This is a genomic window from Enterobacter sp. 22452 (assembly GCF_052045065.1).
Classification (GTDB): Bacteria; Pseudomonadota; Gammaproteobacteria; order Enterobacterales; family Enterobacteriaceae; genus Enterobacter; species Enterobacter mori.
Window position 1 is genome coordinate 519,875 of sequence record NZ_JBQEOB010000003.1, and the last position, 14,461, is coordinate 534,335.

The following is a 14,461-nucleotide window of genomic DNA, read 5'->3' on the forward strand; positions in this document are numbered from 1 at the left end:
GATGAGCCAGAACGTATACCAGTTTATCGACCTGCAGCGTGTTGATCCGCCAAAGAAACCGCTGAAGATCCGTAAAATTGAATTTGTAGAAATCTACGAGCCGTTTTCAGAAGGCCAGGCCAAAGCGCAGGCAGACCGCTGCCTGTCCTGCGGTAACCCTTACTGCGAATGGAAATGCCCGGTCCACAACTACATCCCGAACTGGCTGAAACTGGCCAACGAAGGACGTATTTTTGAAGCCGCCGAGCTGTCTCACCAGACCAACACCCTGCCGGAAGTGTGCGGCCGCGTGTGCCCTCAGGACCGTCTGTGTGAAGGCTCCTGTACGCTGAACGACGAGTTCGGCGCGGTGACCATCGGCAACATCGAGCGCTATATCAACGATAAAGCGTTTGAGATGGGCTGGCGTCCGGATATGACCGGCGTGCGTCAAACCGACAAACGCGTGGCGATCATCGGTGCAGGCCCGGCGGGCCTGGCCTGTGCGGACGTGCTGACCCGTAACGGCGTGAAGGCGGTGGTCTTTGACCGTCATCCGGAGATCGGCGGTCTGCTGACCTTCGGGATCCCGGCCTTCAAGCTGGAGAAAGAGGTCATGACCCGCCGCCGTGAAATCTTCACCGGCATGGGCATTGAGTTCAAACTGAATGTGGAAGTGGGCCGCGACGTGCAGCTCGACGACCTGCTGAAGGATTACGATGCGGTGTTCCTCGGCGTCGGCACCTATCAGTCCATGCGCGGGGGCCTGGAGAACGAAGACGCGCCAGGCGTATTTGACGCTCTGCCGTTCCTGATTGCCAACACCAAGCAAATCATGGGTTACGGCGAAACCGCCGACGAGCCGTTCGTCAGCATGGAAGGCAAACGCGTGGTGGTGCTGGGCGGCGGTGATACCGCGATGGACTGCGTGCGTACCTCCATTCGTCAGAATGCGGCACACGTGATCTGCGCCTATCGTCGCGACGAAGAGAATATGCCGGGCTCTAAACGCGAAGTGAAAAACGCGCGTGAAGAGGGCGTGGAATTCCAGTTCAACATCCAGCCTCTGGGTATTGAAGTGAATGCCAACGGCAAAGTGAGCGGCGTGAAGATGGCGCGTACCGAGATGGGTGCGCCGGATGCGAAAGGCCGTCGTCGTGCGGAGATCGTGGCTGGCTCTGAACACGTGATCCCGGCCGATGCGGTGGTGATGGCGTTCGGTTTCCGTCCTCACAGCATGGAATGGCTGGCGAAGCACAGCGTTGAGCTGGATTCACAGGGCCGCGTGATTGCGCCAGAAGGCAGCGATAACGCATTCCAGACCAGCAACCCGAAAATCTTCGCCGGTGGCGATATTGTTCGCGGTTCTGACCTGGTGGTCACGGCCATTGCTGAAGGCCGCAAAGCGGCTGACGGGATCCTGAACTACCTGGAAGTGTAATAAGAATGGCCCGGGACGTACCGGGCCATTTTTTTAATTAGTGGGTAAGTAACTGCCAGGTCAAATCGCTTTCCAGCGTGGTTTGATCGGAAATATTGCTGAAAGCACTGTCGTTAAGTACCGGGAAAATCGTTACCGTAAAGTTCATTTGCTGCCCGGTCGGCACCTTGCCATTTTCTACCGCAATGACTGCTTCGTTATTTTTAATATACAGGGATGACCCCGTATCATTCTCAGGCGTAAAGTTCAGCTGATCGGTCGTTTTACCGACGCTGTACGATTTGCCATCCAGCGTCATGTTGCTCACCTTGATCGCCACGCCACCGTTTTGCCCAAACTTGAAGCGCCCCTTTTCGCCCGCCGCCCCCTGAACTAACGCCGCCATCTGCTGTTTATCAGGGCAGAACACGTTCACGCTAATCTCCCGTTCGGGCATTTTGTTCCAGTTCTGCTGGGTGCTGACGATGTTTTCGCGGCGCATGTTGTTGTAGGCCACATTCGGCTGAGAGAGCGTAATCTGGCAATCCTCTGCATAAGAAAGCATTGGTACAGAAAGCGCCATAAGCAGCGCGATGCTGGATAAGCGTTGAATGTTCATCGACATACTCCGTTTACTTCCTCATAAAATGCGTCTTCGTCTTTCTTATCACTCAGGGTGTAATCCAGTTTGCACACGCGATTATTATTGTCATCGACGGCATACAGCTCCGGGAGTTGATCCGCATCGTTCAGGAAGACATGACCATCGTCGACAACCGTGACGACATAGTTATCTTTGTCATCAATAATGGATAACCCCTTCGCCAGTGCCTGGCCGTCTGCGCGTTTTATACGCAGCATGACGCGACGGCTATTCAGCACTTTGAAGTTCACTTCACTTACCGAACCGTGCGCAGCGGCCACGTATTTTGTGCCGTTGGCGAGGGTCATACTTTGTGGCAGCTTGTTGGCATCCACCTCGATGCGCGAGTTACGCCACTCCGTCAGCCCCGGTATCACGGCCTGGCCCCAGCGGTCAGTCCAGATGGTACCCTGTGGCGTGGTGATTTCCACGCCCGCTTTCGGTTCACTCAGTTTGGCGATCGCGAAGGTATCTTTGATGGAATACGGCGAGAACGTGACGCCGTCTTTGTGCATGGCGATTCCGCCCGACAGCGTCGCATTGTAGTTACGCTGATTGTTGCCGCTGGTGCCGCCGCCAACACTCAGTTGGGTGTAATGCAGGTTGGTGTTAATGTTCCCGTTGAAGCTGTTTTCTTTCGACTCTTGATCGCGGTCAGCGGCAATGTAGTAATGGGTGTTCTCCCCCAGTGCGCCGCTGTTGGCTAAACCGTAGCTGGTGCTGTCGCCCTGCTTACGCATATAGGAGCTCAGGCTCTGCGAGCCGCCGAGTGGAATGCTGAGATTGACATAGAGAAGATCGTCGTTCTGATCGTCGTCGCTATTCCCCACCGCACTCTGCCAGTTCACGGTGACGGAGGCATACTTGAACGTTCTCGCCCATGAGAGCAGTAAGTAGCGTGAGTCTTCATCATCGCCGGAGGCCTGGTTATAGCTAAACCCTGCGCTGAAAGCCCCGGCCACAGCGTTCGACCAACGGATATTACCCGAGTAGCTGTTGTCATCCCCCTGGTAATCGTCGTCCATCGCATCTGACAGTTCACGGTATTCACCGTTGTAATGGGAAACACTGGCAGACAGCCCTATGTTTTCCGTTAGCGAGTAGTCACTTTGTAATTCATTTTTGATGCCGCTGTCGCTGTCGCCAAAGTTCGCTTTGCTGGCTGCCATAGTGGTCGAGACACCCCAGCTGTCGGTCACCATCAGCTCCGCTCTGCCACCCGCGGCCTGGTAGTTTTCGGCTGCCACGCCAGAAGCCACAAGATTCATCCACGGCAGAATTTTCCAGCCATCGGAAACATTTAGCACCAGCGGATCGCTATAGTCACTTTCAATACTCCGAACCTGTCCTGCGGAGACGGTCAGGCCGTTTGGACGTGACAGTTTATTGGATTTAACGGCAGAAGCAGGCACGATGAAATGGCTGGACGAACCGTCAGACTCCACCACAGTGACGTCGAGATCGACATTGTTACGCACCATAGGCACGTCATCGAGTTTGAAGGGACCCGCAGGCACCAGAGTGTTATATATTAAGCGCCCGTTCTGACGCACTTCGACACGCGCCTGTGATGAGCGGGCAATACCTGACACGCTCACGCCTGAGCCACTTTTCTGCAAACCGGTGGTCGGCATAAGCTGAATACCGGTTATCGGTACACCGCTCAGCACGTCCGAATTGGCGTTGATTTGCCCCACCTGCATGGTTAAACGCTGCGGTACAAAGACATGCTCGGCGTAGGTATAAATGCTCTCTGCGTTGCGCTTGCCGTCATCGTCTGTCAGGATATAGCTGCTGCGCAGGGACCAGTCCAGCGCGTTAAACCCTGCTTCCAGGCTTGCCTGTGAATAGCGGTTGCTGTCGCTGTCACCGTATTCGTTACGGGTGCTGAATAAGGAGTAATTCAGCATCCCCGCCGTACCGCCGTGCTGGAAATTTTTGACATCTGCCGACAGGCTATTAATGGCTTCCTGGGGAAGATAGAGTTCTACGGCTTCCTGGTTTGGCAGCGCATTGACAACGGCCTGAGCATAATCAGTGTGAATATCATGGCAGGTTTCATCTGCTTTAATAGGTAACGGCATGATCCCGGCAAATTCCAGGAAGTCGTTATCCACGCACATGACGCCGTCTTCATTGAAGCGTACTGCGGCGACGCCGCGATCCTGACCATTCACTTTTATCGAGACAGAATGAGTACCCGGTAAAAATCGCGGTGCTTCTGCAAAATAGCGGTTGAGATCGGCTCCCAACCCACGCGACTGCAGAATACCCGTATCAAACGTCACTTCCCTCGCCTGGAGGGAAGTCGAATTCAACAGTAGCAGAGGTAATGCGCCGGAAATAACAGCGCGCACAAAAAGTGCTAGGTGGCTTTTTTTACGCACCGCGATAATCCTTTATTATTTATTAAATTCCGTGGTAAAGCTCGGGACTTCAACGCCATAGCGGCTGGCCGGGAAAAACTTAACTTTATTATTCCCGCTGACGGATTTGCCCATGGAAAGCGTCATGCTTTCCCCTGGCAAAATATAGGTTTTAGCCAGCATTCCGGAAACGCCGGTTGGCTGTAGTACAACGTTTTGAGCCAGACGAACGACATATTTGCTTGGGTTTTTAACCGTGACAGATGAGCCGGATGCATTCCATTCCAGATATTTCCAGGCATCAGTCACAACACTCAGTTTCGCCGGGCGGATCAGTACAGGAATATCCTGACGAATATTGATACCGATTTTGACGTTTTTGCTGTCGCTTTTTGGCGGGATACCTTCAAAGGTAACACGCTTAACGTGCTCAACGCTCAGCGGCTCTTTATTTTGTAGGATAAAGCGAAGCTGCTGAGTCTGACCTGGCTCAAGGCGAACAACCGGTTGTGTTGCAATCAGCTTAATGCCTTTATCATCAGGCAGGTCAACCACGTTGGTATATAACAGTGACGGATGGGTGTCCGTATTTTTAACGTTTATCGTGCCGCTGTGCGTGGCTTCATCGATAACCAGTAAGCTAGTTTCAGGCACCATACCTGCCGCGTTCACAGAAAAGTGAAAGGCAAATAATGAAGCAGTAAACGCTAACTTAGTAAAACCCGACTTTGAATAAAACATATTTCTATTGCCTATGATAAGAGTGTGCAAATATCCTTTTTATCGACTTGATTTAAAAAAAGTAAAGCTTTGGTCTTTACTCTTTTTTGTTTTAAAGTCACTGCGATAGATTAATCAGAGATAGGTCAGCGTAATGGTCGCCTGACCATCGAGTGACGTATCATCCGTAATTGCCAGTGAATTGGTATCTTTAATGGCTAATGTTGTCACCAGTGGGAAAACGGCTGTTTTAAATGCAACAGGATCTGAAGTACCGGCATTAGCAGCACTGACTATCTGAAAGCTATCTGAACGTATAGCGCTTGGTGCAGGTGCCCACGAGCCTTCAGCCCAGTCCTTATTACGACCCGTTATATCGCCCTGTGTACTATCAATAGTGACTTTGTTATCTCTAACAAAGATGGAGTAGTTACCAATACTGATGCCGTTATTTGTCTTACCGACACCATATAGGAAATAGCTTTCACTAGCATCATTGCCACTTGCCTTTCCGCCGCTAATAGTGATTCCAGCACTCGAATCGGCACGATCGTCAGAAACACTCCAGCCGACTTTCGTTGCCGCAGTACAGTTAATGGTCAGGCCGATCTCTTTTTGACCCAGCTGATTATTTGACGTGGAGGACAATTCCCCCAAACGAATAATACCGTAATCCACGACCCCGCCATTACTAAGCTCTGGCGTACATGCCGAGTTAGTCAGCGTACCCGTTACTTTCAGTACCGCCGTTTCCGCAGCGAAAGCCGAACTGACACAAAGAGATAATACTGTCGCTACTAATAGCTTTTTCATTGTTAATCCTTAACATTGAGTTGTAAACATTGTGTTATAGACATTGCTCTTACGGGGCAGGAAAAACCGTCCTTTTATACCTGCGTAAATGCAGCGGTGCATGAGTAAATAATATACAAATACCGAATGCTTTCAATTTAGAATTATTAAATCAGCCGTTAAGATTTCTTATATATATATAAATTGAATATTTTTACCTAAAGAAAATCTGTGAAAAGGCACCATAATAAGGGTGGGGACGCTTGATTCAATAAACCCCAGCTATATAACAACCCTCTCTGACAAAGCAAAACATGCAAGATATTAATGATATGGGTTATTTTTAGCACACTGGAGGTTATAGAATTAATGCTCAGAACTTCGCTTGATAAAAAAAGAGCGATTAAATCGCTCTTTTTTATCTCTATATCACAGAGTACCTGAACGTTATTACAGATAGACCAGGCTAATCGTCGCCTGTCCCGCGATTGCCGTATCATCCGTAATCGCAAGCGTGTCAGTGCCCTGAATCGCCAGTGAGGTCACCAGCGGGAATACTGCGGTTTTGAACGCAACAGGCTCAAGCGTTCCTGGGTTTGCCGCCGTCACGATGTTATACGCATCGCTACGTGGGCTAGGTGTTGTTCTCCAGTTAGTATCGGTAACCATACGCCCAATGGTTGTCATATTTACACCATCTAATACAGGAGTACGATCTTTAACAAATACGCCGTAGTTGCCGATTTTAACATCACCCGCCGTTTTACCCACACCAAACTGATAGTAGGCCATATCGTTATCTGCACCTTCAGGCGTCGCATTTTTGATATTGATACCGGCGCTGGTGCTGCTCTGGTCATCCATCATCGACCAGCCAACTTTAGTCTCTACAGTACAGTTGATGGTTAAATCAATATTTCTGTGGCCTAACTGATTAACATCGGTCGCAGAAAGTTCGCCCAGACGAATAATACCGTAATCAACAACACCGCCGTTGCTGAGTTCTGGCGTGCACGCGGAATTCGTTAATGTACCTTGTACTTTCATGACAGCGGTTTCTGCTGCAAATGCAGACGTCACGCAAAGAGAAAGGGCTGTAGCAAGTAAAATCTTTTTCATTGTTAATCCTTAACGTATGATATACATAATAGTTATCCAGATATAATATTAAATTCATCATTAATATTAAATCCAAAAGTTCATGCTTGACTGCATGCCGCTATAATATCCATCATATTAATATATGCAAATTAGCAATATTAACTGTCACGTTTAGATAAACTCAAATGATTAACTCGGCATTATAAAATCAGGGGGTAACTGCGTAAATATCGGCATTTATGTTCACAAAACATATATTTTTGAACAATATGCTTACAGCGGATTTAAGTAAGAATCCATCACACATATAAATATTTTATTACACATACGGGATCTTTTATACATTCTGAAAAAAAATAACCAACCGTGATGTATTATCAGGCTGGTTATTTTCTTGATACTTATCAGCACATTATTTAACGACTCTAAGCGCCGGGCGGCCACCACGTGGCGGCGGATCGTCATCCGGTCCATTGCCGTCGTCGTGATCGGATTTATCGCCGTCAATAACAGACATCACCGTATCACTTTCGCTTCCGGTTGAGCCTTCATCATCATTCAGGCTGGCAACCTCTTCATCGTACGCCGCTTCCGGCTCGAACATTGTCCCCGCACCATTTTCACGGGCATAAATGGCCAGCACAGCGGCCAGCGGGACAGAAACCTGACGCGGGATACCGCCGAAACGCGCGTTAAAGCGCACCTCGTCGTTCGCCAACTCCAGGTTACCCACCGCACGTGGCGCAATGTTCAGTACAATTTGTCCGTCGCGAGCATATTCCATAGGAACCTGCACGCCCGGCAACGTCACATCCACAACCAGGTGCGGCGTGAGCTGGTTATCCAGCAGCCATTCATAGAAGGCGCGCAGCAGATACGGACGGCGTGGTGAAAGTTGTGACATTTCCACAGTCATTAGCCTCGGCCGAGACGCATTTCACGTTCCGGTTCAGTTAAAGATGCCAGGAAGGAGTCGCGCTCAAAGACGCGGGTCATATAGCCTTTCAGCTCTTTCGCGCCCGGGCCGCTGAACTCAACGCCAAGCGTAGGCAGACGCCACAGCAGCGGTGCCAGGTAGCAATCCACCAGGCTGAACTCATCGCTCAGGAAGAATGGTTTCTGACCAAACACAGGCGCAATTGCCAGCAGCTCTTCACGCAGTTGTTTACGTGCAGCATCCGCTTCAGACGACGTACCGTTAACGATAACGTTCATCAGCGTGTACCAGTCTTTTTCGATACGCTGCATGTACAGGCGGCTTTCACCACGCGCAACAGGGTAAACAGGCATCAGCGGTGGATGCGGGAAACGCTCATCCAGATATTCCATAATGATACGGGATTCCCACAGGGTCAGCTCGCGATCCACCAGCGTTGGTACGCTCTGGCTCGGGTTGAGATCGATCAGATCCTGAGGCGGGTTATCCTTTTCCACATGCTCGATCTCAAAACTGACACCCTTCTCGGCCAGCACGATACGAACCTGATGGCTATAAATGTCAGTAGGACCAGAAAACAGCGTCATTACCGAACGTTTGTTGGCAGCGACAGCCATGAAAACCTCCAGGTATATTCAGAATTTTTACTGCTACCAGCCCAACAGGGGCCAGCCAGATGTTGTATCGCCCATCCCAGAGAAAACACATTGTTCAAGAATCGAACAAAAATCGAGTATTCACTGATATTTGGGCAGAAAATTGGATGATAGTTTACCAGATTTTGATGGCTTTGTGGTGAGGGGATTCTGGAAATGTGGAAAAAGAGGAGATATATCAACTCATGTTGTGGATAACCTACGCATTATCCATAAAAAAACCCGCCGAAGCGGGTTTTTCGCCAATCGTTCTGCGTGAGCAGAAAATGATTAACGTTTGGAGAACTGTGGACGACGACGTGCTTTACGCAGACCCACTTTCTTACGTTCAACCTGACGCGCGTCACGAGTAACGAAGCCAGCTTTACGCAGTTCAGAACGCAGGGATTCGTCGTACTCCATCAGAGCGCGGGTGATACCGTGACGGATCGCACCTGCCTGACCGGAGATACCACCACCTTTAACGGTGATGTACAGATCCAGTTTTTCTACCATATCAACCAGTTCCAGCGGCTGGCGAACTACCATGCGGGCAGTTTCACGACCGAAGTACTGTTCCAGAGAACGTTGGTTGATTACGATTTTACCGCTGCCCGGTTTGATGAACACGCGAGCTGCGGAACTTTTGCGGCGACCAGTGCCGTAGTATTGATTTTCAGCCATTGCCTATAATCCCGATTAGATGTCAAGAACTTGCGGTTGCTGTGCCGCGTGGTTGTGCTCGTTGCCTGCGTAAACTTTCAGTTTACGGAACATAGCACGACCCAGCGGGCCTTTTGGCAGCATGCCTTTAACCGCGATTTCAATCACACGCTCAGGACGGCGAGCAATCATCTCTTCAAAGGTCGCTTCTTTGATACCACCGATGTGGCCAGTGTGGTGATAGTACACTTTGTCAGTACGCTTGTTGCCGGTTACAGCAACTTTATCAGCGTTCAGAACGATGATGTAATCACCGGTATCAACGTGCGGAGTGTATTCCGCTTTATGCTTACCGCGCAGGCGACGAGCCAGTTCAGTAGCCAGACGGCCCAGAGTTTTACCGGTCGCGTCAACAACATACCAGTCGCGCTGTACGGTTTCTGGTTTAGCTGTAAAAGTTTTCATTAAAAGCTTACCCAAATAATAAGTTACACGTTGGTGAACACCCAAACGTTTAGTCAGTTGAGGCTCACACGACAAAGTCCGGCAAACCTACCCCTTCGAATAGCACATGCCGACACATAGAAAGTTTCGGGAAAAAAACCTTCTCGTAACGTGGGGTCGCAAGATTATAGAGAAGTTGAGGTCAAAGATCGACCCTTAAATGCGATTCAAATTGGGTTTTTTGAGGGTGTGGAAAATGCCGGGTGGCGGCTGCGCCTTACCCGGCCTGCAAGGTTCCCTTCTCAGGGAGAGGGTGGCATTTGTTACGGCATATGCTCCAGCTTGAGGTATTCCTCGCTCTGCATCTCCTGCAGGCGCGACAGGCAGCGCTGGAACTCAAACTTCAGCCGCTCGCCCTGGTAAATCTCATATAAAGGTACCTCGGCGCTGACCACCAGCTTAACGTGGCGCTCGTAAAACTCGTCCACCAGCGCAATGAAGCGTCGCGCTTCGCTTTCCATCAGGCGCGTCATCACCGGCACATCCAGCACCATCACGGTGTGGAACAGGCGCGAAAGCGCGATGTAATCATGCTGGCTGCGTGCATCGACGCAGAGTGTCGCAAAGGAGACGGCCAGGGTTTGATTTTCTACGCCCTGAGTTTGCAAGGGACGATGGTTAATCTCGAGTTCCGGGGCGCGCTCACGTTTTGCCCCCGCCAGCGCCAGCCACAGTTTATCCATCTGGTTTGTGGTTTCGGCGTTCAACGGCGAAAGCCACAAATGGGCCTGAGTCAGCGTGCGCAGGCGGTAATCCACGCCCGCGTCGACGTTCATGATGTCGCAATGCTGTTTTATCGCATCGATAGCGGGCAGGAAGCGCGCGCGCTGCAAACCATTGCGGTACAGCTCGTCCGGCGGGATGTTCGAGGTCGCCACGAGCGTAATCCCACGCGCAAACAGCGCTTTCATCAACCCGCCCAGCAGCATCGCATCCGTAATATCGGAAACAAAAAATTCGTCAAAGCAGAGGACGTCCGTTTCCGCCTTAAAGCGGTCGGCCACAATCTCCAGCGGATCGCTTTTGCCCTGCAATGCCGTCAGCTCTTCGTGAACCCGCAGCATGAAGCGGTGAAAATGCAGGCGCTGTTTACGCGTGCCCGGCAGGCTCTGGTAGAACATGTCCATCAGCCAGGTTTTACCGCGCCCGACGCCCCCCCACATATATAAGCCACGTACCGACGCGTTAACCTGAAGTTCTTTTTTCCCCAACAACCGGCCGAATGCCGCCTTCAGCCCACCGCTTTGCACCGCCTCTGCGGGTTTCGCTGTGAGCGCCTGATAAATCGTATCCAGGCGATTAACCGCTTCACGCTGGACGTCATCCGGCTGATGTGAGCCCTCGTTCAGGGCCAGTTGGTAACGCGATGAGGGGGACAGGCTTTGCATAATCTTATTGTTATTCCTTCGGTTATGACTCATCAGCAGGCGCGACTGATGAAAAAAAGGCCGTTCTACACTACGCGATGATACGTCAGGATTCCACTTCTGCGGAAATAGCGGTTATAGTGGCAATATCAGGCACAGGCAGGAGCCGAGCCAACACCCTACGGAACAACAAGACAACGGGAGAAGTTCATGACCTGGGAATATGCGCTAATCGGTTTAGTCGTCGGCATCGTCATCGGTGCTGTGGCCATGCGTTTCGGTAATCGCAAATTGCGTCAGCAGCAGTCACTGCAGTACGAACTGGAAAAGAACAAAGCAGAACTGGAAGAGTATCGTGAAGAGCTGGTCAGCCACTTTGCCCGTAGCGCCGAGCTGCTGGACAACATGGCGACCGACTATCGCCAGCTGTATCAACACATGGCGAAAAGCTCCAGCAGCCTGCTGCCGGAAATGACCGCAGAAACGAACCCGTTCCGCAACCGTCTGGCAGACTCTGAAGCGGGTAACGATCAGGCTCCGGTTCAGATGCCACGCGACTATTCGGACGGCGCGTCCGGCCTGCTTCGCGGTGGCGCAAAACGCGATTAATCGCAAAACATGAATAAATTTTACGGGCGCATCTCTTGCGCCCGTCCTTTCTTCCCGTCCCCAGCTATTATTTAGTCAAACACCTCATTGTTCAGCGGTTGAAAATTCAATAACATCAAGATGTTTTTGGGCCGTTCTTCTTTCATTCCAGGATACGAGAGTCAGCATCAATGAAGAAAAAAAACCAGCTGTTGAGCGCTTTAGCGTTAAGTGTCGGGTTATCTCTCTCGGCGTCCTTCCCTGCCCACGCGGCACTGCCTTCGCAGGTGCCGGGACAGGCAGCCATTCCTAGCCTCGCGCCGATGCTGGAAAAAGTGCTGCCCGCCGTGGTCAGCGTCCAGGTCGAGGGCACCGCGCGGCAAAGCCAGCGCGTGCCGGAAGAACTGAAGAAATACTTCGGTGATGAATCTCCCGACCAGCAGGCGCAGCCATTTGAAGGACTGGGCTCTGGGGTGATCATTGATGCGGCCAAGGGATATATCCTGACCAACAACCACGTGATCAGTCAGGCGGATAAGATCAGCGTCCAGCTCAATGATGGCCGCGAATTTGACGCCAAACTGATCGGCGGCGATGACCAGAGCGATATTGCACTGCTGCAGATCCTAAAACCCAGCAACCTGACGCAGATTACCATTGCGGACTCCGACACGCTGCGCGTGGGCGATTTTGCCGTCGCCGTCGGTAACCCCTTTGGCCTGGGCCAAACGGCCACCTCCGGGATCGTCTCCGCACTTGGGCGCAGCGGCCTGAACCTGGAAGGACTGGAAAACTTTATTCAAACCGACGCGTCTATTAACCGCGGTAACTCGGGTGGTGCCCTGCTCAACCTGAACGGTGAGCTTATTGGTATCAACACGGCGATCCTCGCGCCCGGCGGCGGCAGTATCGGGATTGGCTTTGCCATACCGAGCAATATGGCCAAAACCCTGTCTCAACAGCTCATTCAGTTTGGTGAAGTCAAACGTGGACTGCTGGGCATCAAAGGGATGGAGATGAGCGCGGATATCGCCAAAGCCTTTAACGTCAACGTCCAGCGCGGCGCGTTTGTCAGCGAAGTGCTGCCAAATTCCGGGTCGGCGAAAGCAGGCGTGAAATCCGGCGATGTGATCGTCAGCCTGAACGATAAACCGCTGAACAGCTTCGCAGAACTACGTTCTCGCATTGCCACCACCGAGCCTGGCGCCAAAGTGAAACTCGGTTTGATTCGCGACGGCAAACCGCTGGACGTTGAAGTCACGCTGGATAAGAGCACCTCTTCTTCCGCCAGCGCGGAGCTGATCGCCCCGGCCCTGCAAGGCGCGACGTTGAGCGACGGCCAGCTTAAAGACGGCACGAAAGGCATTACTATTGATACCGTCGAGAAGAGCAGCCCTGCCGCACAGGCGGGATTGCATCAGGATGATGTCATCATCGGCGTGAACCGCACTCGCGTGCAATCTATTGCAGAAATGCGCAAGGTGCTGGAAAGTAAGCCAACGGTCATTGCCCTGCAGGTTATGCGTGGCAAAGAGACTATCTATATTTTATTGCGCTAAGCATTTGCGACCCCGGACATCACCGCTGCATGTGATGTCCGGATAACTCATGTTATGCTGCAAACCGTTCATTTTTTAACGACACGCGCATCATGCTTTTAAAGCTCTTTCGTTCCATTGCTATCGGTTTGATCGTTGCTGGCCTGCTGTTGGTGGCTATGCCGTCTTTGCGTCAGTTCAACAAACTGACGGCCCCCCAGTTTGACAGTACGGATGAAACGCCTGCCACTTACAATCAGGCTGTTCGCCGTGCCGCACCCGCCGTGGTCAACGTTTATAACCGAGGACTGAATACCTCGACCCATAACCAGCTGGAGATCCGCACGCTCGGCTCCGGCGTAATTATGGATGAACGTGGGTACATCATTACCAACAAGCACGTGATTAACGATGCCGACCAGATTATCGTCGCCTTGCAGGATGGTCGCGTATTTGAAGCGTTACTCGTGGGTTCCGACAGCCTGACCGATCTGGCGGTTCTTAAGATCAACGCCACGGGCGGCCTGCCCACCATTCCGATCAACCGTAAACGCACGCCGCATATTGGCGACGTCGTGTTGGCGATAGGTAACCCGTACAACCTGGGCCAGACCATTACCCAGGGGATTATCAGCGCTACCGGTCGAATCGGCCTGAACCCGTCTGGGCGGCAGAATTTCCTTCAGACCGATGCCTCTATCAACCACGGTAACTCCGGCGGCGCGCTGGTGAACTCACTGGGTGAGCTCATGGGCATCAACACCCTCTCGTTCGATAAGAGTAACGATGGCGAGACGCCGGAAGGGATTGGTTTTGCGATTCCATTCCAGCTGGCAACCAAGATCATGGACAAGCTCATTCGCGATGGGCGCGTGATCCGTGGCTACATTGGTATTGGTGGACGTGAAATTGCGCCGATGCATACCCAGGGCGGTGGGATCGACCAGATTCAGGGGATTGTGGTGAATGAAGTGTCGCCTGGTGGCCCGGCCGCTAATGCGGGTATTCAGGTTAATGATGTCATTGTGTCGGTTAATGGCACGCCAGCAGTTTCTGCTCTCGAAACGATGGATCAGGTGGCGGAAATCCGACCTGGCTCAATCATCCCTGTTGAAGTCATGCGGAATGATAAGAAGCTGACGATTCAGGTGACGATTCAGGAATACCCGGCGACAAACTGATGTGTATAAAAAAACCGAAGCCTGTGC

At 51.7% G+C, this 14,461-nt stretch carries 14 protein-coding genes; 4 read left to right on the plus strand and 10 right to left on the minus strand.

Annotated features, from left to right (window positions below):
- The first annotated feature begins 1 nt into the window (after position 1).
- The gene (locus ACTJJA_RS12365) at positions 2 to 1,420 is read left to right on the plus strand and encodes a glutamate synthase small subunit (protein WP_063143594.1); all 1,419 of its coding nucleotides are present in this window, start codon (positions 2 to 4) and stop codon (positions 1,418 to 1,420) included.
- 37 nt (positions 1,421 to 1,457) lie between these two features.
- Here the strand turns inward: ACTJJA_RS12365 and ACTJJA_RS12370 are convergent, their stop codons facing one another.
- From ACTJJA_RS12370 to zapE, 10 genes are all read right to left on the minus strand, one after another.
- Positions 1,458 to 2,018 (minus strand): hypothetical protein, encoded by a 561-nt coding sequence (locus ACTJJA_RS12370; protein WP_440668206.1) that lies wholly within the window; start codon positions 2,016 to 2,018, stop codon positions 1,458 to 1,460.
- Entirely contained in the window at positions 2,015 to 4,435 is a 2,421-nt protein-coding gene (locus tag ACTJJA_RS12375) for a fimbrial biogenesis outer membrane usher protein (protein WP_440668277.1), read from the minus strand. Before ACTJJA_RS12375 ends, ACTJJA_RS12370 begins: the two co-directional genes overlap by 4 nt.
- Positions 4,436 to 4,444: 9 nt before the next feature.
- A complete protein-coding gene (locus ACTJJA_RS12380; RefSeq protein ID WP_440668279.1) occupies positions 4,445 to 5,149 on the minus strand; it encodes a fimbria/pilus chaperone family protein in 705 nt (234 codons plus the stop codon).
- A gap of 114 nt (positions 5,150 to 5,263) precedes the next feature.
- A complete protein-coding gene (locus ACTJJA_RS12385) occupies positions 5,264 to 5,941 on the minus strand; it encodes a DUF1120 domain-containing protein (RefSeq protein WP_440668208.1) in 678 nt (225 codons plus the stop codon).
- Positions 5,942 to 6,370: 429 nt separating this feature from the next.
- On the minus strand, positions 6,371 to 7,039 hold the full coding sequence (locus ACTJJA_RS12390; protein ID WP_440668210.1) for a DUF1120 domain-containing protein: 669 nt from the start codon (positions 7,037 to 7,039) through the stop codon (positions 6,371 to 6,373).
- Between the two features lie 394 nt (positions 7,040 to 7,433).
- Positions 7,434 to 7,931 carry a ClpXP protease specificity-enhancing factor gene (gene sspB / locus ACTJJA_RS12395; RefSeq protein ID WP_440668212.1) on the minus strand — a complete coding sequence of 166 codons (498 nt, stop codon included), beginning with the start codon at positions 7,929 to 7,931 and terminating at the stop codon, positions 7,434 to 7,436.
- 5 nt (positions 7,932 to 7,936) lie between these two features.
- The gene (gene sspA, locus ACTJJA_RS12400; RefSeq protein ID WP_010436114.1) at positions 7,937 to 8,575 is read right to left on the minus strand and encodes a stringent starvation protein SspA; all 639 of its coding nucleotides are present in this window, start codon (positions 8,573 to 8,575) and stop codon (positions 7,937 to 7,939) included.
- Between the two features lie 309 nt (positions 8,576 to 8,884).
- Positions 8,885 to 9,277, minus strand: a complete 393-nt coding sequence (gene rpsI, locus ACTJJA_RS12405) for a 30S ribosomal protein S9 (RefSeq protein WP_003860436.1) — start codon at positions 9,275 to 9,277, stop codon at positions 8,885 to 8,887.
- Positions 9,278 to 9,292: 15 nt separating this feature from the next.
- Positions 9,293 to 9,721 (minus strand): 50S ribosomal protein L13, encoded by a 429-nt coding sequence (rplM, locus tag ACTJJA_RS12410; RefSeq protein WP_006178824.1) that lies wholly within the window; start codon positions 9,719 to 9,721, stop codon positions 9,293 to 9,295.
- 302 nt (positions 9,722 to 10,023) lie between these two features.
- Positions 10,024 to 11,148 (minus strand): cell division protein ZapE, encoded by a 1,125-nt coding sequence (gene zapE / locus ACTJJA_RS12415; RefSeq protein WP_440668214.1) that lies wholly within the window; start codon positions 11,146 to 11,148, stop codon positions 10,024 to 10,026.
- A gap of 189 nt (positions 11,149 to 11,337) precedes the next feature.
- Between zapE and zapG the strand changes: the two genes are divergently transcribed.
- The 3 genes from zapG to degS all read left to right on the plus strand — a co-directional run bounded on the left by zapG (position 11,338) and on the right by degS (position 14,434).
- Positions 11,338 to 11,736: a Z-ring associated protein ZapG gene (gene zapG, locus ACTJJA_RS12420; RefSeq protein ID WP_010436126.1), complete on the plus strand. Its 399-nt coding sequence runs from the start codon at positions 11,338 to 11,340 to the stop codon at positions 11,734 to 11,736.
- Between the two features lie 170 nt (positions 11,737 to 11,906).
- Complete coding sequence (gene degQ / locus ACTJJA_RS12425; RefSeq protein WP_010436128.1) at positions 11,907 to 13,274, plus strand: serine endoprotease DegQ; 1,368 nt, start codon at positions 11,907 to 11,909, stop codon at positions 13,272 to 13,274.
- 92 nt (positions 13,275 to 13,366) lie between these two features.
- Positions 13,367 to 14,434, plus strand: coding sequence for an outer membrane-stress sensor serine endopeptidase DegS (gene degS, locus ACTJJA_RS12430; RefSeq protein ID WP_440668217.1), 1,068 nt, complete (start codon positions 13,367 to 13,369; stop codon positions 14,432 to 14,434).
- Positions 14,435 to 14,461: the final 27 nt, after the last annotated feature.